We start from the raw sequence: 22,652 nt of genomic DNA, 5'->3' as shown, positions 1-22,652 counted from the left end.
TTAGTTCCCTTTTGCTGCAACCATGCGGACAGGTAGTTGGAAAGAGGTGCCTGAATCGGCTGCCACCATGTCGGAATAAATTTCAAAGTATTCGATTTGGCCGCGGTCTTCACCCAACAGTCGCACCGCCGCCGATTGGATGCTGCCTTCGGTCGCATACGCGTTGTATTGATTGAATTTCACCGTCGATGTCCATACGTAGCCATACGGATCCAGATCGGTATGCCCCAATGATTGCTCAGGGAAGTAACGCTGATTCAATCCTTTTTGTTGGCCAGTTTCCGTTTGGGATTGCTCGCCGAAATCGATAAGATTGTAGAACTCTTGCACCGTCGGTAAACGCCAGTTGGTTTGTCCACACAACGTTTGCTGACTCAGCTGCTCCGCGTAATCTTGCGTGGTACAAATGTTGTCGCCCGCATCGTGGCACCCAGACGCAGCAAGATCTTCCGCGTACGGTTCGAAACGAGGTAACTTGAGGGTGAAAATACGATCGCGATATTGAAGCGACTGCGCATCGGCACTCTTGTTTTCCCAGATCAAGCCTGTACGCAGATCTTGAACACAAGACCACTGCTCAGCGTCATCTGCTAATGGGTTGCCATTGCCATCGAGCTTGACCAGTTTGAAACCATTTTGTGTGCTTTCCTGCCTATCAAGTCGATCAAAACCAAATGAAGCATCTTGGCCCGGATAATGCTCGCTTGGCGCGTTTTCTAAGCTCACACTGTTGCCAGAGAAATGCTTAACAACCCCGGTATCGTTAATCACTTGGCGTTGTACTGGCTGGTTTCTGATCGCTTCGAGCCACTGCTCAATGGTTTGCTCGCTTAAAGCATCCGTCGCGAAATGTTGCCCAGCAAACTGCAACTGGTGGGCAATTTGCGCCAAAATTCGCGATTGCTCGTGGCTGTTTACTTTACCCAGCACTCGGCGCACGTTCTCGCTCAACACCTCAAGGCCATTCGGTTGGCTTATCGCCAGAAGATCGTCTCCCACCGCAACGCCCGCATCCGCTAACTGTTGTTGTAATTTCTCTTTGGCAACCGTCAATGTACTGCCTTCATTGACCATGGCAGAAATCAATGACGTGACTTCATTGATCACCATGCCTTTTTCTTTGCTCTGACCCGGCGTAGAAAGAAAGAGGGTTCGATTGTCCGCCAACGCGACTTCGGCTAATACCGGACGACTATAGAAGGTTTTGCTGGTCGACTGAAAACGAAACTGCCCATTGCCATCCAACGCGATGGCGCTTTCCGTTTGATCGCAGCGAGAGTTCTGGTTGTAGTCCACACACACTTTGGTGTTCGTGCTGTTCGCTTCCGCCAGCGCAACTTGACCGGATAATGAATAAGTGGGCGCCGTGTTGGTGGCGCCGCCACCAGATGATGAACCACCACAGCCTGCCAAGAGCAGCGCGGAGGCAATAAGGGAATAGTGTCGTTTCATGTTGTTTTCTTCTGCTTAGCTTAAATTTTGACGAGAGCAAAACGCTCGAGCCACAAAAATGGAAAAGAGAGCCCAGAGAGCAAAGAGATTGAGTTGCCCACCCGATTTTTTCGATGTGCTATCTGCACGGGTTTCATTGCATTGGTATTGCTCAAACTGGCTAATGCCCCACGCGTTTAACCGACCTTGATTGCCTTCGATGGAATCCATGATCTCTAGACGCCAGCGTCCCCAGGCTTGCTGACCGAGTAAGGGCGCTAATTGCGCGTCGTGAGCCACCGTGAAATAGCCTTTGAAGCCGTTACCCTGACTGATTTGGTGATTCCAAAGCACCAGCTTGTCACCTTTTGGTGAAGTCAAAGTGACGGACAGATCCGCCATTGATGCGTGGTCAATATCGAGATAAATGGCGAACTGTTCGCCAATGGTGACGTCGCGATCAAGAAATGTCTGCGAGAAGATCTGTTGCCCGACGTTAAAACGGCCCTGCGCGTCAGTGCTGGCATCATTCAGTCGCACGTCCATCTGCTGCGCACGGTTGACCAACTGAGGTACACCTCGCACCAAGGTGATCGACTCTTGCCACTGCTGCTTTGCCAGCCAAGGCTGATGACGATAATCGGCCTCCACTTGCGCGACAAACGGCTGGCCACATACCAATCCTTCTGGTAACTCCGCGCTTAGGGTAAATGAATCGGTCAGTTGGCTCTGCTTCTCCACCAAGATCTGTTGCTGAAGAGAAAGTCTTGCTTCAACGTCTGCAGCTCGACCATTGGCCACCAGCTCAATGGAGAGCGGTTTCGCATCCGTGATGTATTTACTTTCAAGACGGCTGATAAACGGCGCTTTTAACAAGCCATGCCGTTTAAAATGGCGCTGCAAAATCTCAGCATACGGTTTTTCAGGATAAAGAGTGGCGGCAGCCAGCACGGTGCTTTCCGCCAAATCGTGCATCTTTACACCGCGCCCGACGCCATACATGCCTTGTAAAACGATCGTATCGAACTCGCGAAACACACGCTCATCCCCTTCACCGAGCAAGGAGACCGACTCCTTCAGGGCTTGGAACAGCGGCGTTGACCACAATTCATCACCCAACTCGCCCCCAACACTTTCGTGTGCTCGATAGTGGCCATGCTCAAAATAGCGCGCACGTTGGTTCCACAAGCTTCGAGTTGAGAGACGATTGCCAAACACGCCATCCCAATTGAATACTGTATCCAGTTCAAACTCTTGGCCACGCCTTGCGGCATCGAGATATTGCTGACGATAACTGTGACTGCCAGCCCAATAATCACCGAACCCTTCGCCGATCGCGCCGCTATGGCCATATGCCCAATCGGGCACAATTTGATAGTGAATACCGTGGCCAAGCTCATGCAAGATAACATCGGCATCCATCGCATCTGGTGAAACACCGCCCAAGCCAAACATCGCCGCCTGAGGGCCTTTATAATAGGTGGAGTTGTTGGCAGACAGCCCACGCCCATCAAACTTGAGTGGATCATTAAACAGCGCATAGCCCAATGTTTTGGTGTATTCGAGCGAATGATCAAGATGGTAAAACGCCATCACTGCCAAAAAACGCGGATCATTGCTCTGCAGCGCTTGCAGATCCGCCAATGCTGCAAAATGGCTAATCCCCGACGGCGCCGCGAAACCACTTTCGTCTCTGACTGGCACACCATCTTGCGCCTCTACTGAAATCAGCGCTTTCGCATCCACTTCGACCACATTTCGGTTGCGTAAAAAATAACCCTGATCGGTTTTTAGCAAGCTGACGTTTCGGCGTTGATATTCCATCGCGCCAGGGTAGTCATCCATGCTGTTCCAGCCACTGCTTGGGGCCGGAAGTTGTTGTTGCGTGCGAAGATCAGGGTCGAATACCTGTATTTCAACCGTTTCGAGTTCACCTTGTTCCAGGGCGGGGGGAAAATCCGCCTCTAATCTTCGAGGGTGTTCCAACTCCACCGCCGTGGTTGGCTCGCCATTGAGCAACACCGTGTTTTCTAAACTACGAAACACGCGCGCCACTCGGTGCTGCTGATCCGTTGTCACCACAAGGCTCTTTTGCTGTTGGTACTGCCCATGTTGCCAAACATCAAAGTTATAGTGATGGCCCAACAGTGAGGTGGTTTGATACCTGAGTTTAAATTCGCCCTGATCAGCATAATGCTGCTGAACAAACTGCTGCACTTGCTCGGCGCTATTCAAGGTCACTCGCTCTTCGGGGTAATCCCACTGCGCTGCGTTAGCCAGCGGATTCATCGCCAGTAGCAGGGCAAGTAAGGTGAGTTTGGTCTTCATTTTCGACTCCTTGCGCTTAGAATTGGTATTTCACGTTGGCCGTGAAGTAGCGCCCCGGCTCTGTGGAATAAGTGGTGTGGGCTTGTGAAATACCCGCCACGTCTTGATAGCGAATGTATTCATTGTCGAATAGGTTGACGATGGAGGCACTCAACGTCAGATCCTTATTCCATTGATAAGAAGCAAACAGGTCGAAGCTGTGCCACGACTCCGTTTTGGCGCACGGCACTTCTTGATTGAAGTCATTCACGCACACCGGTACACGGTCCATACTTGCAGCCCAGTTCCACAACAAAGATGCAGACCAGTTTTGCTTGGCGTAACTCAGCTCAACGTTGCCTTCTACGGGTGTAAGGGTTCGAATGTATTCGCCTTGGTCATTTTTGCCATCGACATAACCGGCTTTCGTCGCCAGTAGCCATTGCTCGTTGATCTGATGGGCAGCAGATAACTCTGCACCATAGGTTTCAACGCCGTTGAGGTTTTGGTATTGCTTCAGCGTCACAGGGCCAACCATACCCACTTCTTTGACATCAATGAAATCATCAAATTGTTGGTAAAACAGGGCCACATAAAGGCGTGAGGTACCGTTATCAAACTTATGCCCTACCTCAAACGAATCACTGGTTTCGGCTTTGAGATCCATATTAGGAATGATGATAAACGGAGTGAATGGAATGTCTTCATGAGACACATAGCCGTATGCTTTGTCGTACGTTGGCGCTCGGTAACCATGGTTGTACGAAAAATAGAGCTGGTGAGAGTCAGCCACTTTTCTTGCGATAGAGAAGCTCGGTGACCACTCTTGACTGTCAATATTCTTCTTCGCAAAGCCGTTACTGTGTCCATCGCCATCTGGAGCAAGGCGATGAGCATCAAAACGCAATCCTAACGTGGTTGTCCAGCGGCCATACTGCATCATTTCCAAGCCATAGATGCCCACACTGAGCGCTTTGGCTGGTGTGAACGGTTGTTTGCTGAACGCACTTGAACCACCCGAAACCAAGGATTGACGCTCAGACGTTCTCGAATAGCGGTTGCTGTTTACTTTCAAGCCATAAGCAAGCTGGTGCTCGGTTTGGTCGGTGGCAAACGCTTTGGTCATGTCAGCACGAAAGCCCACAAGCTGGTCGAGAAATTCGTTGTTTTCTAAACTGCGTTTTTGCTCCGTAATGCCATTTTGATCCAGCCTGCCGTAGAGACGGTTGATATCTTCAACATCCGCCATGTCTCGCCAATACAACTTAGCTTTGGCTTCATCGAACCAAAATGCGTCCATAGGCTGATATTCCAGCCCAGCCGAAACACCTAGATCCGTGACGTGCGAGTCTTCGTAATACTGGTTTTGATCCCATTTGCCATCCGCATGTATACCTGAGCTCCCTTCACGACGAATTTGCCCTTCACGATAAGCATCTGCGGCAACACTTAACATCAGCGCATCACCAACGAAATGGTTGAGCTGGTAGCTGGCGCTCGCCCCTTCTAACTCACGTTGGTAGTTATCTTGATTGAAGTTGCGCGTTTCCTTTCCTTGCCAATACGCGACCGTCAGCAACGAGTCGGTGTTGCCTGAGCGAAAGGCCAAATTACTCATCAGTTGGGTTTTATCACTGATGCCTGTGTACGTGGTGGCCACATCAGCATAGAAATCGTCGTTTTTTAAGTAGTCACCCGGCTGCATCGATTCAATCACGACGGTGCCACCCAGTGCGCCTGAGCCGTGAATGGATGAACTGGCTCCTTTCACTACTTCAATACTTTTGACGTTGACCAAGTCAAAGGAATTACGCCCCACTTTGTCATTGATGTCATTGGCACCAAAACCATCGGCGCTTTGCACGCCATCGCGAACGATCATAATTCGGTTGCCCGTCATACCACGAATGGCGATGTTTTGTGGCCGACCCGCGCCTCCCGTGACACTGACGCCGGGCTCATTGCGCAGGGCATCGTACAGCTCTGTTTGGCCTTTTTTCTCTAGTTCTTTACCACTGATCACCGACACAGAGCCCGCCACTTCTGAGAGCGGTTGCTCGATTTGATTAGCCGTCACGACGACCTCTTCCATCACGGCGTGGCCATTTTCGGCGTGCACGAAGTTGGCAGCGAGTACCGACAGTACCGCCGCTGAGACAGGCGTTAGTTTCATTTATTGCTCCGATTTATTCGATGTTTCGATCAGTGAAAGTAAAAAAGCATACTCTTTGGCTTGTTGTGCCAATCCTTTACGCCTGTCCATGGCGTGGCCTGAATCAAAATCCGTTTGCAACAAATAAGGCCCGGTTCCCGTGCTAAGCGCCGCCAGTTTTGTCAGATACTTCGCCCCTTCCCAATAAGGTACACGCTGATCGTGCCAACCAATTTGCACCAGCATGGGCGGATAAGTGGCCGATTGAAGGTTGAGATAGGGGTCATACTCTTGCATCGCTTTTCGTTGAGTAGGCTGCTCGGGATTACCCCATTCTCCATATTGCTGCTCAGTCAGCGGTAATCGGCTGTCCGACATGCTGTTGAGCACATCGACAAACGGCACTTTGAGCACGGCCCCTGAAAACAGTTCCGGCTTTTGGTTGATCGCTGCCGCCACTAATGTGCCGCCAGCACTGGATCCCATTAGGTAAATGTCGCGCTGCACCGGCTCAGATCCCTTCCCATTCAAGCGAACATGGCGAAGTGTTTGCGCGGCGGCGACAAAATCAGCGATGGAGTTGCTTTTGTTGATCCCCTTCCCGGCATCGTGCCATGACGCGCCAAAGTAGCCGCCCCCTCGAACGTGCGCCACTGCGTAGATGGCGCCTTGATCAAGTAAGCTGATGGTCTGCGGCATAAAATAAGGTTTCATGGTAAAGCCGTAAGCACCGTAACCATAAAGAATCACTGGGGAAGTTGCCGTGAGCTTGTCACGACGGTACGCCAGCGTGACTGGAACCTCGACACCAGAAGATTGAACCAAAATCTGCTCAGTATGGTACAAATTGGCTTGGTAATTGGCGTAGCGATCTTGGGCGATCTCTTTGATGCTCAGCGAGCTCACGTCGAGCTCTCGCCATGTCGGTGGCGTGGTCATCGACATGCTACGAATGCGCACTTTGTTGCTAGCAAAGTCGCCATTTCTCGAAATCCAAGCCGCTTCACCAGCACGATTCAGAGGGATCTGCTTGCGTAGTTCACCGCGGTAGCTCAGTACCGAAAGTAATGAATCTGGACCCTGACTCGCGCTCACCACAACGCCTGCCGAAAACAGATAAAACTGATTCAGCGTTGTGACGTGATCGCTAAAGCGTTGCCAATCGGTCGGTGCCTGCAACGGTGCCTGATAAAGCTGAAAATCACCGGCATGATTGCTCTGAACAAAAAGCGTTTGCTGGCTGATATCTGCATAATATTCCATTCCTTGCTCAGCTTTACGCAGAACAGCGGAGACTTCTCCAGTGCGCAAGTTTAGGATTTTTTGTTCGCTGCTTTTTTCATTGTTGCTTTGCAATAGCGCGTAATTTGCATCGCTGGCGGCATAAAACGACATCAACCAATCTGCTCGCGTTTCCTGCCACAAGCTGTACTGACGACCCGTTTCTAGCTCAATCCCCATGATGTTCGATGGACGCTGAGCCTGATCTTTCTCAATCACATAAGCGGTCAAACCATCACGAGAGAGCAGTACTGGTGTGTCCAAGTCTTGTGCAATTTCAACGATATGGCCTTGCTTTAAATCGACCAACACCGCCTGATATCGCTCACTACCTTGACGATCTTCGGTAAACAATAAGTGTGTGCGTTTTGCCGATATGGCCCACTCACCCACTTGATAGTAAGCCGTGTTATTTTGTCGCTCGGCAAACGAGAACACCACCTCTGCTTGTTGAGTGATTGGGTCGCGGCGCATCAATTGCAAACTGCCGCCTTGGTTGATTAGCTTCCATTCCTCTCCTTCACGATAACCCCATGGTTCTTCACCTTTCTCAGGCTGCATCGCTTGCCACTGCTTTTCCAGCATTTGTGCCAAACTCTCACTTTTAAGCAGTCTTTTTGCTGCAAGCTGATTCTGCTCTTCTAAGTAAGCACGCACTCGCGGTGAACTGCGTGAATCATCTCGCAGCCATTCATACTTGTCTTTAGCATCCTTATCCTTCACAGAGGAATTTTGAGCAAAACTCAACCCTGCCGGGAGCCATGCCAGCATCAAAAGAAGATGAATAAATTTCATAGTTTTGGAAGTTACATTTATAAAGCAAATGAAAGGATGCTAGTTTGCACCCAAATGCAAATAACATCAATTATCATTTACCTAAAAATAGTGATAGAGATCACAAACACAAATGAGAATAGATATCAATTTAAGTAATTACTCAAATACAATTCTCCCGAACCGAGGTAAAAAAAACCGCCCCGAAACATCGGGGCGGTTTGTCATTTAGGCGATAAAGCTAGGAAGGTTACTCTTCCGTTGGTGCGGCAGGTTTTTTCTTAGGAATAAACACTGAATCACCCACTGCCACATTTTGGTAGAAGCTCTTATCGCGCTTCGCAGGTGCTTTCGACACAGCCTTCTTCTGTGGGCGTGCTTTCTTCGTTGTAGCTTGTTTCTTCGCACGGAAATCGGGTTTACGCGGTTTGATGCCTTTGAACTTGCCCTTAAGATCATCAAATTCAGAGAAAGCGATGTCTTGCTGAAGGTAAGCTTCTACACGTTTAAAGCTATCCCAGTCTTTGGGGCCGACCAAGGAGATCGCATCACCTTTGTTACCAGCACGGCCAGTACGACCAATACGGTGTACATACTCTTCCGTATGCTTTGGCATATCAAAGTTGATTACGTGCGTCACGGTTGAAATATCCAAACCACGCGATGCCACATCCGTCGTCACCAAGATTTTGAACACGGTACGTTCAAACTGACTCATGATGGTATTGCGCTGGTTTTGATTCAAACTGCCGCTTAGCGCGATCGCTTTCAGCTTTTTCTCATTCAGTTTTTCAGTCAGACGATCGGTATCCGAACGTGTCGCCGTGAAAATGATCACCTGACGGTATTCTGCTTCGCTCAACACGCGCTCTAGAAGCGCTTCTTTGTGATCTAAGTGATCACACAAGTAGAAACGTTGAGTGATGTCTTTGTGCTCTTCATTCGACACACCGATAGCGATACGCTTCGGTGCATCCAGCATTTCTGATGCGATATCGTTCACTTCTGCGTGATCCAACGTAGCAGAGAACATTAACGTTTGACGACGACGGTGCTTCGCTGCGTTGTGGATACGACGTAACTCTGGTGCAAAGCCCAAATCGAGCATACGGTCCGCTTCGTCTAGTACCAAAGTCTCAAGACCTTCTAAGAACACAGATTTGTGCTCTAAGTGATCCGCAAGACGTCCTGGAGTCGCGACAATGAATTTAGGATAGCGTGCCAGCGCTTTTACCTGATCGTTGAAGTTCTCACCACCCACGATCAAGGTTGCGTCGTAGGAAAGGCCGCCCAGCATGGTACGAAGCTCGCCATACACTTGTTTTGCAAGTTCACGAGTAGGCGCAAGGATCACACCACGCGGGTCACGCGCTGACAATGCTTTTGTTTTTAAAGACTTATGAAGCATAGGCAAAACAAACGCCAGCGTTTTGCCAGAACCTGTTTTTGAGGATGCCAGCAAATCTTTACCAGCAATCGCAACTGGAATCGCTTGCTGTTGAATTTTCGTCGCTTTCTGAAAATCTAAGTGCTTTAGGTTCTTCAGTAGGCGATTATCTAAGCCTAAATCTTTAAATTGCAAAGGTTTCTCCACTATTTTGCACTATCTTGGCCGCTTATTTTGCCGCCGAGAGGGAATCAATAAAAACGTGCAATGATACCTTAAACCACACAATAAAGGATAGAGATCACAGAAAAATTATCCACATTTCACAGGAAACATCGGCCTAAAACTTCGATTACCCAAGTTCATGTCAAGCAATAGGCTAACCAGATCCGACACACAACACAGAAAAACGTCTCATCTCTGTTAGAACTCGGTAAAAATCCTTCAATATGTGGACGTTGCTCACTTTTTAATTCGCTGTTGTCATTTATTGTCGCTACAATCAAAGAGTCATATGACATTAGTGTCAATAATGACAGACAATTATAGAACAAGGAGTTTTTATGAATAAGATCCTAATTGCAGCTGCCACCTCTTCTGTTCTTTTACTTGCCGGTTGTGCATCGGGGCCAGATGAACAAACCAAAGCAGCAATGGCGCAGGTAGAAGATCTTAAGAATCAAGTCGATGTACTGACAAAAGAAGTGGCTGCACTTAAGAGCAATCAAGCGGACGCTGAGATGAAAGCCAAAGAAGCTGCAACAGCAGCCATGGCAGCTCAAGAAGAAGCGGAACGTGCGAACGAGCGTATCGATAACATCGCTCAGTCGTACACGAAGTAATTGCTGTCAACTGCGTCAGGTTATTCAAAACCTGGCGCAGCTACCTCTACTGGTACACCATTTTGTGCTGCAATCACCGCTTTCGCTTTCGCATCATTCAGATTTAACTCGCTCAACCACCAATCCAACTCTATTGGCACAACTAACTCATCCTGAACCCCATTGCTTCTGGTGAGCGGCTCGTGCGCTTCAAGGTAAACAATTCGCCCCGGCTCAAGGGACACTTTCACCGGCTGGTTGATGATCTTCACTCTCTGTCCTTTGTCCACTTGAGAAAACAGCCATTCAATGTCCTTTGGCTCCATGCGAATGCAGCCAGCACTGACGCGTAAACCGATACCGAAATCTTTGTTCGTTCCGTGGATCAAATAATCACCGCTGCCATACGCTAAGCGAAGGGCGTACTCGCCCAGCGGGTTATCTGGCCCAGCCGGGACAATTTTAGGTAGCTCGATGCCTTTTTCTCGATATTCTTTACGAATGGAAGCGGGAGGTGTCCAGGTTGGATTCGGTCGTTTTTCACGAATCGACGTGACCATTTCTGGCGTATCACGCCCGACTCGGCCAATTCCGACCGGAAAAACGTGCACCTTACCCAACTCGGGCTCAAAATAATAAAGCCTTAACTCCGCTAAATTGATCACTATGCCTTGGTACTCCACGGGCGGAAGCACCATTTCACTAGGGATGGAAAGCACATAACCTTCCTGAGGCAGAAATGGGTCGACCCCTTTATTGGCTGCCATCAAGGCCAGAAAGCCCACATCATATTGCTTGGCGATGTTCGCCATGGTTTCGCCTTTTTCAACAACATGATGCTGGATGCGTCCAATCAACCGACTGCCTTCCGCGGGAAGATCATAAGTCGCAGCGTCGCTCTTCCAACTCATCAATGCCGCACAGAAAAGCGTAATCAATGTGGGTTTTGGCATTTTCATTCAGAGACAATCCTTGGCTTGGGTATACAAAGACAAGGTTATCTCTCTTTCCTGTTTGTGATCAACCATTGGCGCTGGGTAATCTAACTGCATGTGACCTGGCCAATTCCACGGCTGGTGAACGAACTTACTCGGCACCTCTACTAGTTCTGGTAGCCAGTGCTTCACAAATTCGCCATTCGGGTCAAACTTCTCTCCCTGCGTAATTGGATTGAAGATCCGAAAATAAGGTTGACCGTCACACCCTGTCGAGGCACACCATTGCCAGCCACCATTGTTGGCCGCAAAGTCACCGTCCACCAGTTTTTGCATAAAGTATTGCTCTCCCAACCGCCAGTTGACGTGCAAATCTTTGGTGAGAAAACTGGCCACGATCATACGCAAGCGATTATGCATCCATCCCGTTTGGTTGAGTTGCCGCATCGCGGCATCCACAATGGGATAGCCCGTTTCCCCTCGACACCAACGATCAAACCAGTCCGGTTTTGCAGGCCACAACAGATGTTTTTCCCACTCGACAAAACCCTGCCCTTTGACCAACTTGGGTTCAAAATGAATCAGGTGATGATAGAACTCACGCCAAATAAGCTCGCTCAACCACACTTCACGTCCGTTCGACAGATAACTTTGCTGCCAATACAGTCGTGCAATGCATTGCCTGACCGAAATGGCGCCAATCGCCAAATAAGGAGACAGCACGCTGGTGCCTGCCGTGGCAGGGAAATCTCGCTGCTCATGATAGCGATCCACTTCCTCATGACAGAAGTGTCTTAACGTCTCACGAATCTGTTGAGAATCAACAGACCATTCCTCGCTGCTTTGTCGTGGGTAGCTAAACGGCGCCTGCTCATGCCAAAGTGATGATTGCAGCGCTTCAGGCAATACAACCGGCTGCGCCGCTGAGGTTTTAATGATCTGTGGTGGAACAAACGATTTCAGCCACGCTTTTTTAAACGGTGTAAAGACTTTGAAATAGTCCCCCTGTTTATTCAACACGCAGCCAGGTGCCTGCACACACTTATCTTCAACATCTAGAACACCAATCTCTGATGATGCGAGCTGATTGACCAGCTGTTCGTCACGAACACGCTCATTGACTTCATATTCGCGGTTAAGCACCACTTCACTAACCGCCAATTGTTCAGCCCAGTTAGCAACGCGTGTTGCGCTTTGAGCGTAGTCATCCACTTCGTCGTACAACAGTGGGATGTTGAGCGCGTTGAGTTCTTCCGCCAACACCGCCAAACGTCGTGCAATGAGATCGGCCTGCATAGGCGCCATATGATGATCACGCCATTGCAAAGGGGTGGCCACAAAACAGGCAACCACCTCTTGTGAGGTCGCAATGGCATGATTGAGCGCAGTGTTGTCCACACTGCGCAAGTCTCTGCGTAACCAAACCAGCTTCATTGCCATCCCTACCCAAATTGGAGTCGAGCCAAAACATCGCTCAACGTAACTTTGTTGTTATCGAGCATGGACTTAACCATGTTGAGTTGCTTCTCTTGCAACGCTCGATGCGAGAAAATATGCACACGCTGATAGTGTTCGGCGACATCGGCAAAATCGAGCCCAGAGAGATCTTCCACTCCATCAATCAAAGTGACATACCAACCTTGCTCGCTTAACGTCACCGCCTCCATCCATCCCGCAATAAAGTCTCCGCCTTCATAGGAAAGCAGTAGGCACTTGCCTTTCGTGGCCGCTTTCCGCTCCGCTTCGACAATAAAGGTGAGACGAGTATGCAGCATAGAGCGAAGTAAGCCTTTTTGTAGGCTACGAGTGGTACTTTTAACCCGCTCCAATGCCGTCATGACCGGATATAAGAACTGATCGCAAACCACCGTAAATGGATACTCTTTCAGCACCGTATTTAACACCGACTCAGCCTTACCTGCGTTCAGTACAGACAGAGCCGACAACATTCGTTCAACTTCATCTAACTCACGACTCTCCACCGCTAACGCGCCTTCGGCGTCGGGATTTGCCAGCAGATCTTTCACCTTGCCGATGGCAATGCCTTTGGCGAGCCAACCTTGAATCTCGCGAATCATCTCAATATTGTCTTCGCTGTAGAGTCGATGCCCTTTCTCAGTACGCTCTGGCTGGACCAAATTGTAACGTCTTTGCCAGGCTCGTAGCGTCACAGGTTTTACCCCTGTTAACTCTGACACTTCGCGAATGGCATACAGTTTTTTGTCCATTGGTTGTTTACAATCCATAACGCAGTTTCAACTCCTGAGGATAAGGTTTAAGGAATTTCTGGCTTTCTAAATAGCCATCAGGATGGGTATTTAAGTAGTGGCGAATCAAAGTCAACGGTGCCAACAGTGGCAATAAACCTGTTCGGTAATCATGAATAACTTGAGCCAATTCACTTTTCTGCTCTTTGTTCAGTGCCGTCTTAAAATAACCTTGCAGATGCATTAACACATTGGTGTTGTTTTTGCGGCTCGCACGATGGGTTAAGGCTTTCATTAGTCCTTCACGATACTGATAGGCAAACTCTTGCAAATCGTACTCCGCAATGGATGCCACCATACGCCCTAACGAGCGGTACGACGCGGGATGATGCGCCATCAAGGTCAGTTTGTAGCGAGAGTGGAACTCGACGATGCTTTTGCGCGACAACTGATTTAGCACGTTGGTATTAAAATCATGCAGGCAATAAACACGAGTGATGAAATTTTCACGCAGCACAGGATCATTCAGGCGACCATCTTCTTCCACCGGTAACCAAGGCATTTTGCGCATCAGCGTTTGAGTGTACAAACCAACGCCCTCTTTTTCCGCGCCATGAGTTTTGTAGACCTTGACCTTCTCCATGCCACAGGTGGGTGATTTTGCGCAGACAATGTAACCACTTAAAGAGTGCGCCATTAATCGATCAACTTGCTGCTCAGAGTAAGAGAGCATCTGCTCAGTGTAATCTTTGTCTGGATTCTTGGTTTCCACCATCGCGATTCGTTCTTCATTCGAAATAAGACGAATCGTCGGGCGTGGTACAGGCATTCCCATCCCCACCTCAGGGCAAACGGGTACAAAGGAGAAGTGTGGCATCAGCTCCTGAACCACAAAACGACTCTGTTTGTGTCCCCCATCAAAACGGACTTGATCGCCCAACACGCATGCACTGATACCGATCTTTAATTTAGAAGAATTCATGCTCGCCACCCTTGTACAAAAAAATTACTTGTACAATTTATAGCAAGCAAACTTGAGTTGTACAAATATTTTTTTTGTACACATAAAGAAAAAATCCACAATTAACGTTACTAAACCATGTCATAGGTTATTAACATGTAACAATTACCCCATAAATTGCGACGCTCCCATCCCCTCCCAGCGCCCCCGTGACGCGCTTCAACCATGGCAAATCGATTGCCCTTTAAGTTTCAACATTTTTAGTTATCAATTGGGATTATAAATGTATAATCAGGAGCTTTTGTGAGACACCTCTCATGGAATGGCGAATTATCTAGCTAGTATTGCCTCAACGAACGAAAACAGTTTCAACAGAATTGGTAATTTGACTCTGTTTTTGATGACAATTACCTCAATAGAAATATTGGAGAATACTATGGCAACCCCACACATCAACGCACAACCAGGTGATTTCGCAGAAACCGTACTGATGCCAGGCGATCCGCTACGCGCTAAGTACATCGCAGAAACCTTCTTGGAAGATGTAAAACAAGTTTGTGACGTTCGTAACATGTTCGGCTTCACTGGCACTTACAAAGGTAAAAAAGTGTCTGTTATGGGCCACGGTATGGGTATCCCATCTGCATGTATCTATGTTCACGAGCTGATCGCTGAATACGGCGTGAAAAATGTTATCCGCGTTGGTAGCTGTGGTGCGGTGCGCGACGACGTTAACCTGATGGACGTTGTGATTGGCATGGGTGCTTCGACGGATTCTAAAGTAAACCGTATCCGCTTTAACGATCACGATTTCGCTGCACTGGCGGATTACGGTCTGTTGGAAGAAGCGGTGAAACAAGCACGTGCGCAAAACGTACCAGTAAAAGTCGGTAACGTATTCTCTGCGGATCTTTTCTACACACCAGAAGCAGACATCTTCGAGAAGATGGAAAAACTAGGCATCCTAGGTGTGGATATGGAAGCAGCAGGCATCTACGGTGTGGCTGCGGATCTAAAAGCAAAAGCACTGACTATTCTGACTGTTTCTGACCACATCATCCGTGGCGAGAAACTAAGCTCTGAAGATCGTCAGAAGTCGTTCAACGACATGATGAAAGTGGCTCTAGAAACCGCCATCAATCTTTAATGTTTAATTGGCTGGGTTCGCCCAGCCATCCGAATAATCCCGAGGGGGCGATCGTGTCTAACGGCGAACTGCCAAAAGACGCAGATGGGTTACAACTCAACTTTTGTAAAACATTGGCGTGTGACAACTTTGGTCTGAGCGATGCAAAACGATACGTTTTGCAACATGCGAACCCTAAGCGTCCAGCGATGGTCTGTCGTGAATGTGGAGCTTTCCCCCCCTTACTTAACAACCGTGAAGTGTTGAATGAGCTGCATCGCTTACGTCAACTTCACAGTGATGGTTTGCCAGCGTGTCGCAACGACGACTGCGCAAATTTTGGTCTTTCTGTTCACACCCACAAACATCTCTACCATGCCTTTGGCTACAGTGGTGATCGCCAACGCTATCGCTGCAAATCCTGTCAATCCACGTTTGTCGATAAGTGGTCTGGCGCCAACAAGAAGCTTCAGTTTCAAGAAAACTTGATGGGTTTGTTGTTCACCGGTTACTCGGTGCGCGAGATTTGCCGTAAACTGGCCATCAACCCAAAAACGTTTTATGACCATGTTGAACACATTGCCAGCCGTTGCCGCCGTAAATTGGCAACGATTGATGCGCGATGGGTCAATCATGCGCTCAATTACGAACTCGCTTCTCATTACCAACGCTTGCAACCCAATAGCGACAATGGTGTGTATTGGATGGCCACAGGTGACGCGCATTCTGGCTATATTCTTTGCCAACATGTGAATTACTCTGCCAAAGAAGAGCCATTAGGTACGGTTGATCACAACCCCTATGAAGCGGTTTCACGCTTCGTTTCTCCGCAGTACACTGCAGAGGCAAAAGAGCCAGAAAACACACCGTCTGATTATCTGCGTGAACGTATTGACCAGAAATACCAAACCATTTTGGCCCGCGGCAACGTTGAAGATCCTATGGGAAATATGGCGACCTTCAACTACCCGACCAAAGGAGCCGTAGTTCGTCCGCCTTACACCTCTTATGCGCATTATTTGCATGTGCTGGATATGTGCAACGAAGCTGGACGCGTCTCACTTTACATGCCACAAGATCCGCTATTACGCTCTGCGGCACTGAGTGTTTGCCTCCCTCGAATTCAAAGTCAAAATGTTGACCTACTGTATGTCGACGAAGATCCTAGTTGGGATTTAACCCAATCATTTGAAAAGTTTGACATTGTCTACATGAGTTGGTGGCGAGATCGCTGGGCGATTGCCAACCAAGGCAGCAAACTCAAAGGTATTTGTTATCTTGCAGGTAACAAAAATCAGCCAGAACAATGGTTTAACAAAGCAACCACGCGAAATATCTCGTTCTATCAGTCACGTTTTCAGTTATTGTTTGAAGGGTTTGTCAACGAACCAAGACGAAAACTTAGACCGGGTGGCGTCTTACCATTACTCGACATTTTCAGAGCTTGGCATAATTTGTGCTATCAAGATAAACATGGACAAACGCCAGCCCAACGACTAGGTGTTACAGATAGCCCATTGACCATTAAACAGCTTCTGTCCTAGCACTATCGTCTGTCTGGGTTAAGATTATGTGAAACGACACCCAATATTGTCATTCATTTAGTATTAACTCAGTAAATTATTGCGGATGAATGATGCGAATTTTTGACACGTCAATATAATGAACGTGTTGTACGCCAACTGAATCGCATGGATGTAAATTTTGGATAAAAGCCAACTTCAGTTAGACGCTGAACTCAGACAAATCAAAGCTCGCGTAAATAGTGAGCCTGCGGAGGTACTGAAAGTTGCCGAGCAGTGCTACATCCGCGCCGAGCAAATTGTCTACCCAGAAGCGGAAATTGAAGCCCTTTTAATCCAGTCCCACTGCTGTTGGTGTTTGATGGATTACCGCCGTGGCTTAAAACTCATCAAAGAAGCCCACAGCAAACAAAACCGCCTCGACAACGACGATCGACTACCACAAATTCTCCACTTGCATGCCCTACAATACTGGGGTCAAGCCAAATATTATTCTGCTCAGCAATACTGGATTAACGCGCTGGAACAATCTGCGTTAATTGATGAAACCGAGATACAAATTGAAGCGTTAATTGGCTTGGGCAACGTTTGGCGCATCACCAACGATTACAAACTGGCTGCGTCGACGCACGAACTCGCAGTTAAAGTTGCAAACAATGCACGTATCAACTGGGCGGAAGGCAAAGCGCGTATTTTGTTAGCTTGGGATTACTACCTGCTCAATAACTACGTGGAAATGCTGACCATCTTGGATGGGGCTAGCGAAGTACTCAAAGACTACCCCGACAACACATGGCAAGCGGAAATCTGGGATTTTCGCGGTCTAGCCTTACTAGGTTTGGAGCGTTTGGATGCCGCCGACGAGGCAACCAAAAAAGCACATGATCTTGCGGTTGAGCACAACCTCACGTGGATGAAAGCCCATTCATTTATCAGCCGCGCGCGTTTAGAGCTGCTACGGAAAAATACCCTTAATGCTTCGGTCTTACTCGATCAAGCTGAAATCTCTGCGTTGCAATTTGATAATGGTGAGCTGTTAAGCCAAATTTGTTTCCAGCAATCTAAAGTGGCGGAAGAGCAAGGCAACTTTGAGGTGGCTTATCAAGCCTTTCGCAAGTATCGCCACTACTCGCTGCAAATGCTGCGAGAGCAAACTAGCCGCGTTAGTCTGGACAAAGCACGTAGCTCCAAACGTCAACTTGAACAGCGAGCACGCAAACTCATTAACCGCATTCGAGCCCAGCACGAATACGATCCAGAGCGTCAGTTTTCGAATGTGGTGTCTGAAACCTATTGGTGGGAACAACTGGTCTTATTTAAAACCGAACTCAAGCAGGCCAACCATTCCATCATCATGATCCAACATGCTGATCCTGCGTATCTGGAAGTGTGTACCGAGTTAGCGCATAGCTTGTCGACACCAAAAGATCTCATCTCTCGCTTGAGCAGCGATCGCGTAGCCATGTTAATCAGTGAAAAAGACGAACCTGCAGACGCCCTTTTTCATGTCGTCTCCACCATGATTTCGATCTACCCGTGGCAGCGCCGAGGGCTGAACGGCCCGCTACCTCAACTCTCTTTGCAAGATATCCTCACCTTCCCATTCACACTGGAACAATTAGAGGATTCACACAGAACCAAGACCAAGGGAAAGAAAAAACATGGAAAAGCTGCTGAGTAAAGTAACTGATGCCGGTTTTGATCCAACCTCTGTGTCTGGTGAAGAAGCGATCATCTTATGGAACCACGTGAGGCAACACGTCGCCTCGACCAATACTGAAAAAGCCCACTGCTACATCATCAGTGCAGAATATCGTTTCAAGTTGAAACAAGTACAGCTCAGTATTGATGAATTGAAAGAAGCCTTGTCGCTGCTCACTCTACCGGAAAATGCGGAAGACATTTTGACGGTCAAAGCCAATCTCAGCGAGCGATTGGTCGACATTGGGGATTACGCCAGTGCGCTCAATGAATACGTTGGGGCATCAAACATTGCCGTCGAACACGGCTTTCTTGATGAGTATGTGACCTCAGTCTTGGGGATGGGTAACTTGTGCGACGCGTATGGCGATCATCAACGCGCGCTGCGCTATTACCAAAAAATCGATGGTATCGATCACGCCATCAGTAGCCGCTCATTACGCCTGCGTTACAAGCTCTACATGCTCGCTTGTTACATCAACCTTGGTCGTATTAGTGCAGCGAAGGATCTACTCAAAGAGTGTGAAGAACTGAGTATCCTCGTCAGTGACAAAATTCTTTCTGGGCAAATTCTTCTCTATCAAGCAAAAATCCATCGTCTTGAGAAAGATTACGTGTCGGCCCTACTATCGCTTTCCAAAGTGCAGTACATTTCAGGCAACTTGAACTCCACTTGGTTATCGGTCATGAACCGCATTGAGATGACCTACTCGCTTTGTGCTATTGGCAAAAAAGAGTTGGCGAATCTGCTGCTCACCAGTTCATCCAAAAACATCGAGATGAAAGCATCCCCTATCATTGCCAAACAGTTTTATCAGGCAATGAGCGAAGTTCTTGCCGCTCAAGGACTATTCAAAGAGGCGTTAGTCTTTGAGAAAAAAGGCTTCCGTATCGAAAGCGATCTGATGAAACATATTCCCATCAGTGAGTTGGGGGCAGCTCAATTACGCCGTATCTCTCGTTTTGAATTACAGTTGAAATTAATCCTCTCTGAAATCGAAAACAAAGAGCTCAAAGAGACCACTCAGCAACACAAGAACACCGTTGCTCAACTACAACAAGACGTTTTCACCGATCCTCTTACTGCCTTGCATAACCGTCGTTGGTTGGATGTCAAACTGAAGGATCTGTTGTTGCACGACACTACATTTGCCTTGATGGTGATTGACATCGACCACTTTAAATCGATCAACGATGAGCTTAGCCATTTGGTGGGCGACAAAGCGATTGTCAATGTGTCATCGGAGTTGGCGGCGTATTTCCGCTTTCGTGGCGCTTCTTGCGTGCGCTTTGGTGGAGAGGAATTTCTGGTCATTCTTGAAAATACTGATTTGGCGAAAGCAGAGCTTCATGCCGAAAACTATCGTGAACGTATTTTCCAGTTTGGTTGGCGAGAAATTCTTGGTGAGCGCGGCCTAACGGTGTCGATTGGCATTACCATGCATCGTGACGGCGAAAATACCCAGCGCACCTTCTATCGCGCCGACAAAGCGTTGTATCGCGCCAAGGCCAACGGCCGTAACCAAGTTTGTATTGAAGAGTAACCTTTTCCTTTCGATTAAAGGCGGCACTGCCGCCTTTTTTGTTGCACTCAATACCCGACTCAGGCACTCCTTGCGCTCCATCCCATAAGCACTTGATAGTTTTCATTATTGCCTTGCGTGAATGAGAGATTTCGCGAATACTTATCCCACTTGGTTCACCTTTTGTTTACCAATTTTCATCAATTCAATTAGAGCAAGGAAGTAAGATGTTTCTCGATTATTTCGCATTGGGATTGCTTGTTTTCGTCGCTTTAGTGATTTTCTACGGCATCATCGTGATTCACGATATCCCTTACGAAATCGCTAAAGAACGTGAACACCCACATCAAGACGCTATTCACTACGCAGGCTGGGTAAGTTTATTCACTCTACACACCATTTGGCCTTTCCTTTGGATCTGGGCAACTTTATGGCGCAAAGAGCGCGGTTGGGGCTTCCAAAAACTCGAAGAAGAACAGCACGACATGCACCATCGTGTTGATCAATTAATTGATGAAGTCAAACAGCTTCGTGAGGAAGTGGATCAATTGAGAAATGCGCAACGTGCGCCTGCCACGCCCGTCGTTACCAGTGAAGAGGAGAAGCAATAATGGATTTACTGTTGATCCTCACTTACACCGCATTGTGTATTGCGATTTTTAAGATTTTTAAGATCCCATTGAATAAATGGACGGTACCTACCGCTGTTTTGGGTGGCGTGGTGCTCATCGGTACACTGATTTTATTGATGAACTATAACCACCCATTCACTCAATTGGGCAACCAAGTTTACTCAACCACTCCAATCGTGTCGGGCGTTCGTGGTCGCGTGATTGAAGTGCCCGTTCAAGCAAACCAACCGCTCAAGCAAGGAGATGTGCTGTTCCGTATTGATCCTATCCCATTTGAAGCAGAAGTGGCCAAGCTCGAAGCTAAAGTCAAAGAAGCCAGCCAAGGTGCACTTGGATTGGAGTCCACACTGAAGGAAGCGGAAGCGGCCGTTATCAAAGCCATCGCCGAGCGTGATAAAGCGAAACGCGAATACGAACGTTATAAGCGTGGCTACGAGAAAGGCGCATTCACAGAGCAGCAAATGGACACCACTCGTCAAGCGTTCAAAGCTGCGCAAGCCGCTCTTGAAGTCGCACAATCGAAGCAAGAGCAAGCGCAGATTGCTTTGGATTCCGAAGTCGGAGGTGAAAACACTCAGGTCGCACAGCTATTAGCGGAATTGCGCAAAGCACAGTTTGACCTTGAGCAGACTGTTGTGCGCGCTCCGACCGACGGTTATGTCACCCAATTGGCACTTCGCCCGGGTGTGATGTCAGTACCATTGCCACTGGCGCCTGTGATGACGTTTGTCCACAGTGAAGAGAAAATCTACACGGCGGCATTTCGTCAGAACTCACTTCAACGCCTACAACCGGGTTTTGAAGCCGAATTCATGTTCCGAGCCTTACCAGGTAAAGTCTTTAAAGGTGAAGTGATTGAGGTGCTTCCAGCCATTGGTGAAAGCCAATTTCAAGCTCGTGGCGCACTACTCGGCACAGAAGCGCTGCGCACCAGTGGTCGCGTATTTGCGACGTTGCGAATCACCGATGATTTGAGCGAGTATCATCTGCCAATGGGCACTGCGGTGGAAGTGGCGGTGTACTCAGACAGTTTCACCCACGTCTCCATCATGCGTAAAGTGCTTATTCGTATGAAGAGCTGGCAAAACTACCTCTATCTCGATCATTAATTTTACGTTTTATTGTAATCAGGGGCTGACATTAAGCCCCTGATTGCTTTCTAGACATCCAGACAGATAGCATTCCCACTTGAGGGTTTCTTCTGTATAATGCGCGCCTTATTTTTCCACTTGCTGAAAAAATAATCCAAGGCGCAACATCGTGCCACTTCTTGGTTAAAGCCTTGAAGGAAATAACGAAAACAGCAAGTTACGTTCTTTAGACAATTGAACTGAGGTTATCTATGAATCTTTCCGCTAAAACCGTTGTGGTGATTGCCATCGGTGCTGCTCTTTATGGTATTGGTGGGTTACCCATGTTTGGTATCCCCGTGTTTGCAAACACCACCCTCAAACCAGCCATGGCGGTTCTTGCCCTATTTTCGGTTCTGTTTGGTCCTTTAGTGGGTTTCTTGGTGGGCTTTATTGGCCACTGGGTCACGGATCTTTTTGCCGGCTGGGGCGTTTGGCTAACCTGGGTTCTTGGTTCGGGCATTGTCGGCCTTATCATTGGTCTATTCCCTTCTCTTACTCGTAATCGCTTAGAGAAAGGCGAGTTCAATCTCAAAGATTTCTCTCTCTTTGTTGTGCTCGCACTGCTTGGCAACGTATTTGGTTACGGCTGTTCCGCATTTCTCGACACCATTTTGTATGCAGAACCGTTCACTAAAGTGTTCACGCAGCTCACCATCATTGCTTCTGGTAACACCGTATTAATCGCTATCGTTGGCTACTTCATTTTGAAATCGGTAGCGAAACGCAATAAACAAAGCCGCAACCTAACAGAGGCTTAA

Annotated in this window: 17 protein-coding genes; 8 read left to right on the top strand and 9 right to left on the bottom strand. The window is 48.2% G+C overall.

Going from position 1 to position 22,652, the window contains the following annotated elements:
• From VV1_RS25340 to VV1_RS22280, 5 genes are all read right to left on the bottom strand, one after another.
• On the bottom strand, nt 1–1,452 hold the full coding sequence (locus VV1_RS25340; protein ID WP_011082399.1) for an Lcl C-terminal domain-containing protein: 1,452 nt from the start codon (nt 1,450–1,452) through the stop codon (nt 1–3).
• Nucleotides 1,453–1,467: 15 nt separating this feature from the next.
• Nucleotides 1,468–3,759 (bottom strand): proprotein convertase P-domain-containing protein, encoded by a 2,292-nt coding sequence (locus VV1_RS22295; RefSeq protein WP_011082398.1) that lies wholly within the window; start codon nt 3,757–3,759, stop codon nt 1,468–1,470.
• A 16-nt stretch (nt 3,760–3,775) separates the two neighbouring features.
• The gene (locus tag VV1_RS22290) at nt 3,776–5,911 is read right to left on the bottom strand and encodes a TonB-dependent hemoglobin/transferrin/lactoferrin family receptor (RefSeq protein WP_011082397.1); all 2,136 of its coding nucleotides are present in this window, start codon (nt 5,909–5,911) and stop codon (nt 3,776–3,778) included.
• Nucleotides 5,912–7,966, bottom strand: a complete 2,055-nt coding sequence (locus VV1_RS22285) for a prolyl oligopeptidase family serine peptidase (RefSeq protein ID WP_015727575.1) — start codon at nt 7,964–7,966, stop codon at nt 5,912–5,914.
• A gap of 229 nt (nt 7,967–8,195) precedes the next feature.
• Complete coding sequence (locus VV1_RS22280) at nt 8,196–9,539, bottom strand: DEAD/DEAH box helicase (protein WP_011082395.1); 1,344 nt, start codon at nt 9,537–9,539, stop codon at nt 8,196–8,198.
• Nucleotides 9,540–9,895: 356 nt separating this feature from the next.
• Between VV1_RS22280 and VV1_RS22275 the strand changes: the two genes are divergently transcribed.
• The gene (locus VV1_RS22275) at nt 9,896–10,174 is read left to right on the top strand and encodes an Lpp/OprI family alanine-zipper lipoprotein (RefSeq protein WP_011082394.1); all 279 of its coding nucleotides are present in this window, start codon (nt 9,896–9,898) and stop codon (nt 10,172–10,174) included.
• Between the two features lie 20 nt (nt 10,175–10,194).
• Here the strand turns inward: VV1_RS22275 and VV1_RS22270 are convergent, their stop codons facing one another.
• From VV1_RS22270 to VV1_RS22255, 4 genes are read right to left on the bottom strand one after another with little or no spacing between them, the layout of a single operon-like run.
• On the bottom strand, nt 10,195–11,112 hold the full coding sequence (locus VV1_RS22270; protein WP_011082393.1) for a L,D-transpeptidase family protein: 918 nt from the start codon (nt 11,110–11,112) through the stop codon (nt 10,195–10,197).
• Nucleotides 11,113–12,522 carry a deoxyribodipyrimidine photo-lyase gene (phrB, locus tag VV1_RS22265; RefSeq protein ID WP_043921282.1) on the bottom strand — a complete coding sequence of 470 codons (1,410 nt, stop codon included), beginning with the start codon at nt 12,520–12,522 and terminating at the stop codon, nt 11,113–11,115.
• Nucleotides 12,523–12,530: 8 nt separating this feature from the next.
• Nucleotides 12,531–13,334 carry a MerR family transcriptional regulator gene (locus VV1_RS22260; RefSeq protein WP_011082391.1) on the bottom strand — a complete coding sequence of 268 codons (804 nt, stop codon included), beginning with the start codon at nt 13,332–13,334 and terminating at the stop codon, nt 12,531–12,533.
• Complete coding sequence (locus VV1_RS22255; protein WP_011082390.1) at nt 13,324–14,277, bottom strand: YbgA family protein; 954 nt, start codon at nt 14,275–14,277, stop codon at nt 13,324–13,326. The genes VV1_RS22260 and VV1_RS22255 overlap by 11 nt, the downstream gene beginning before the upstream one ends.
• Nucleotides 14,278–14,692: 415 nt before the next feature.
• On the opposite strand from VV1_RS22255, the gene deoD reads away from it, so the two are divergent.
• The 7 genes from deoD to VV1_RS22220 all read left to right on the top strand — a co-directional run bounded on the left by deoD (nt 14,693) and on the right by VV1_RS22220 (nt 22,652).
• Nucleotides 14,693–15,403: a purine-nucleoside phosphorylase gene (gene deoD, locus VV1_RS22250; RefSeq protein WP_011082389.1), complete on the top strand. Its 711-nt coding sequence runs from the start codon at nt 14,693–14,695 to the stop codon at nt 15,401–15,403.
• Nucleotides 15,404–15,456: 53 nt separating this feature from the next.
• Nucleotides 15,457–16,926 carry a hypothetical protein gene (locus VV1_RS22245; RefSeq protein WP_015727570.1) on the top strand — a complete coding sequence of 490 codons (1,470 nt, stop codon included), beginning with the start codon at nt 15,457–15,459 and terminating at the stop codon, nt 16,924–16,926.
• 160 nt (nt 16,927–17,086) lie between these two features.
• Nucleotides 17,087–18,586: a tetratricopeptide repeat protein gene (locus tag VV1_RS22240; protein WP_011082387.1), complete on the top strand. Its 1,500-nt coding sequence runs from the start codon at nt 17,087–17,089 to the stop codon at nt 18,584–18,586.
• Nucleotides 18,567–20,150, top strand: a complete 1,584-nt coding sequence (locus VV1_RS22235) for a diguanylate cyclase (RefSeq protein WP_011082386.1) — start codon at nt 18,567–18,569, stop codon at nt 20,148–20,150. The genes VV1_RS22240 and VV1_RS22235 overlap by 20 nt, the downstream gene beginning before the upstream one ends.
• Before the next feature lie 206 nt (nt 20,151–20,356).
• The gene (locus VV1_RS22230) at nt 20,357–20,740 is read left to right on the top strand and encodes a DUF3302 domain-containing protein (protein WP_011082385.1); all 384 of its coding nucleotides are present in this window, start codon (nt 20,357–20,359) and stop codon (nt 20,738–20,740) included.
• Nucleotides 20,740–21,870 carry an HlyD family secretion protein gene (locus VV1_RS22225; protein WP_011082384.1) on the top strand — a complete coding sequence of 377 codons (1,131 nt, stop codon included), beginning with the start codon at nt 20,740–20,742 and terminating at the stop codon, nt 21,868–21,870. The genes VV1_RS22230 and VV1_RS22225 overlap by 1 nt, the downstream gene beginning before the upstream one ends.
• Nucleotides 21,871–22,103: 233 nt before the next feature.
• The gene (locus VV1_RS22220) at nt 22,104–22,652 is read left to right on the top strand and encodes an ECF-type riboflavin transporter substrate-binding protein (protein WP_011082383.1); all 549 of its coding nucleotides are present in this window, start codon (nt 22,104–22,106) and stop codon (nt 22,650–22,652) included.

The sequence above is a fragment of the Vibrio vulnificus CMCP6 genome, from assembly GCF_000039765.1.
Taxonomy (GTDB): Bacteria; Pseudomonadota; Gammaproteobacteria; order Enterobacterales; family Vibrionaceae; genus Vibrio; species Vibrio vulnificus_B.
This window is presented reverse-complemented; position numbering and strand designations above follow the sequence as displayed.

What these genes read in the sequence shown, in the direction of transcription:
- VV1_RS22235 (WP_011082386.1), top strand. Translation starts at nt 18,567, where the DNA reads ATGGAAAAGCTGCTGAGTAAAGTAACTGATGCCGGTTTTGATCCAACC.
- VV1_RS22290 (WP_011082397.1), bottom strand. Translation starts at nt 5,911, where the DNA reads ATGAAACTAACGCCTGTCTCAGCGGCGGTACTGTCGGTACTCGCTGCC.
- VV1_RS22275 (WP_011082394.1), top strand. Translation starts at nt 9,896, where the DNA reads ATGAATAAGATCCTAATTGCAGCTGCCACCTCTTCTGTTCTTTTACTT.
- VV1_RS22285 (WP_015727575.1), bottom strand. Translation starts at nt 7,966, where the DNA reads ATGAAATTTATTCATCTTCTTTTGATGCTGGCATGGCTCCCGGCAGGG.
- VV1_RS22255 (WP_011082390.1), bottom strand. Translation starts at nt 14,277, where the DNA reads ATGAATTCTTCTAAATTAAAGATCGGTATCAGTGCATGCGTGTTGGGC.
- phrB (WP_043921282.1), bottom strand. Translation starts at nt 12,522, where the DNA reads ATGAAGCTGGTTTGGTTACGCAGAGACTTGCGCAGTGTGGACAACACT.
- VV1_RS22260 (WP_011082391.1), bottom strand. Translation starts at nt 13,334, where the DNA reads ATGGATTGTAAACAACCAATGGACAAAAAACTGTATGCCATTCGCGAA.
- VV1_RS22295 (WP_011082398.1), bottom strand. Translation starts at nt 3,759, where the DNA reads ATGAAGACCAAACTCACCTTACTTGCCCTGCTACTGGCGATGAATCCG.
- VV1_RS25340 (WP_011082399.1), bottom strand. Translation starts at nt 1,452, where the DNA reads ATGAAACGACACTATTCCCTTATTGCCTCCGCGCTGCTCTTGGCAGGC.
- VV1_RS22220 (WP_011082383.1), top strand. Translation starts at nt 22,104, where the DNA reads ATGAATCTTTCCGCTAAAACCGTTGTGGTGATTGCCATCGGTGCTGCT.
- VV1_RS22270 (WP_011082393.1), bottom strand. Translation starts at nt 11,112, where the DNA reads ATGAAAATGCCAAAACCCACATTGATTACGCTTTTCTGTGCGGCATTG.
- VV1_RS22230 (WP_011082385.1), top strand. Translation starts at nt 20,357, where the DNA reads ATGTTTCTCGATTATTTCGCATTGGGATTGCTTGTTTTCGTCGCTTTA.
- VV1_RS22225 (WP_011082384.1), top strand. Translation starts at nt 20,740, where the DNA reads ATGGATTTACTGTTGATCCTCACTTACACCGCATTGTGTATTGCGATT.
- deoD (WP_011082389.1), top strand. Translation starts at nt 14,693, where the DNA reads ATGGCAACCCCACACATCAACGCACAACCAGGTGATTTCGCAGAAACC.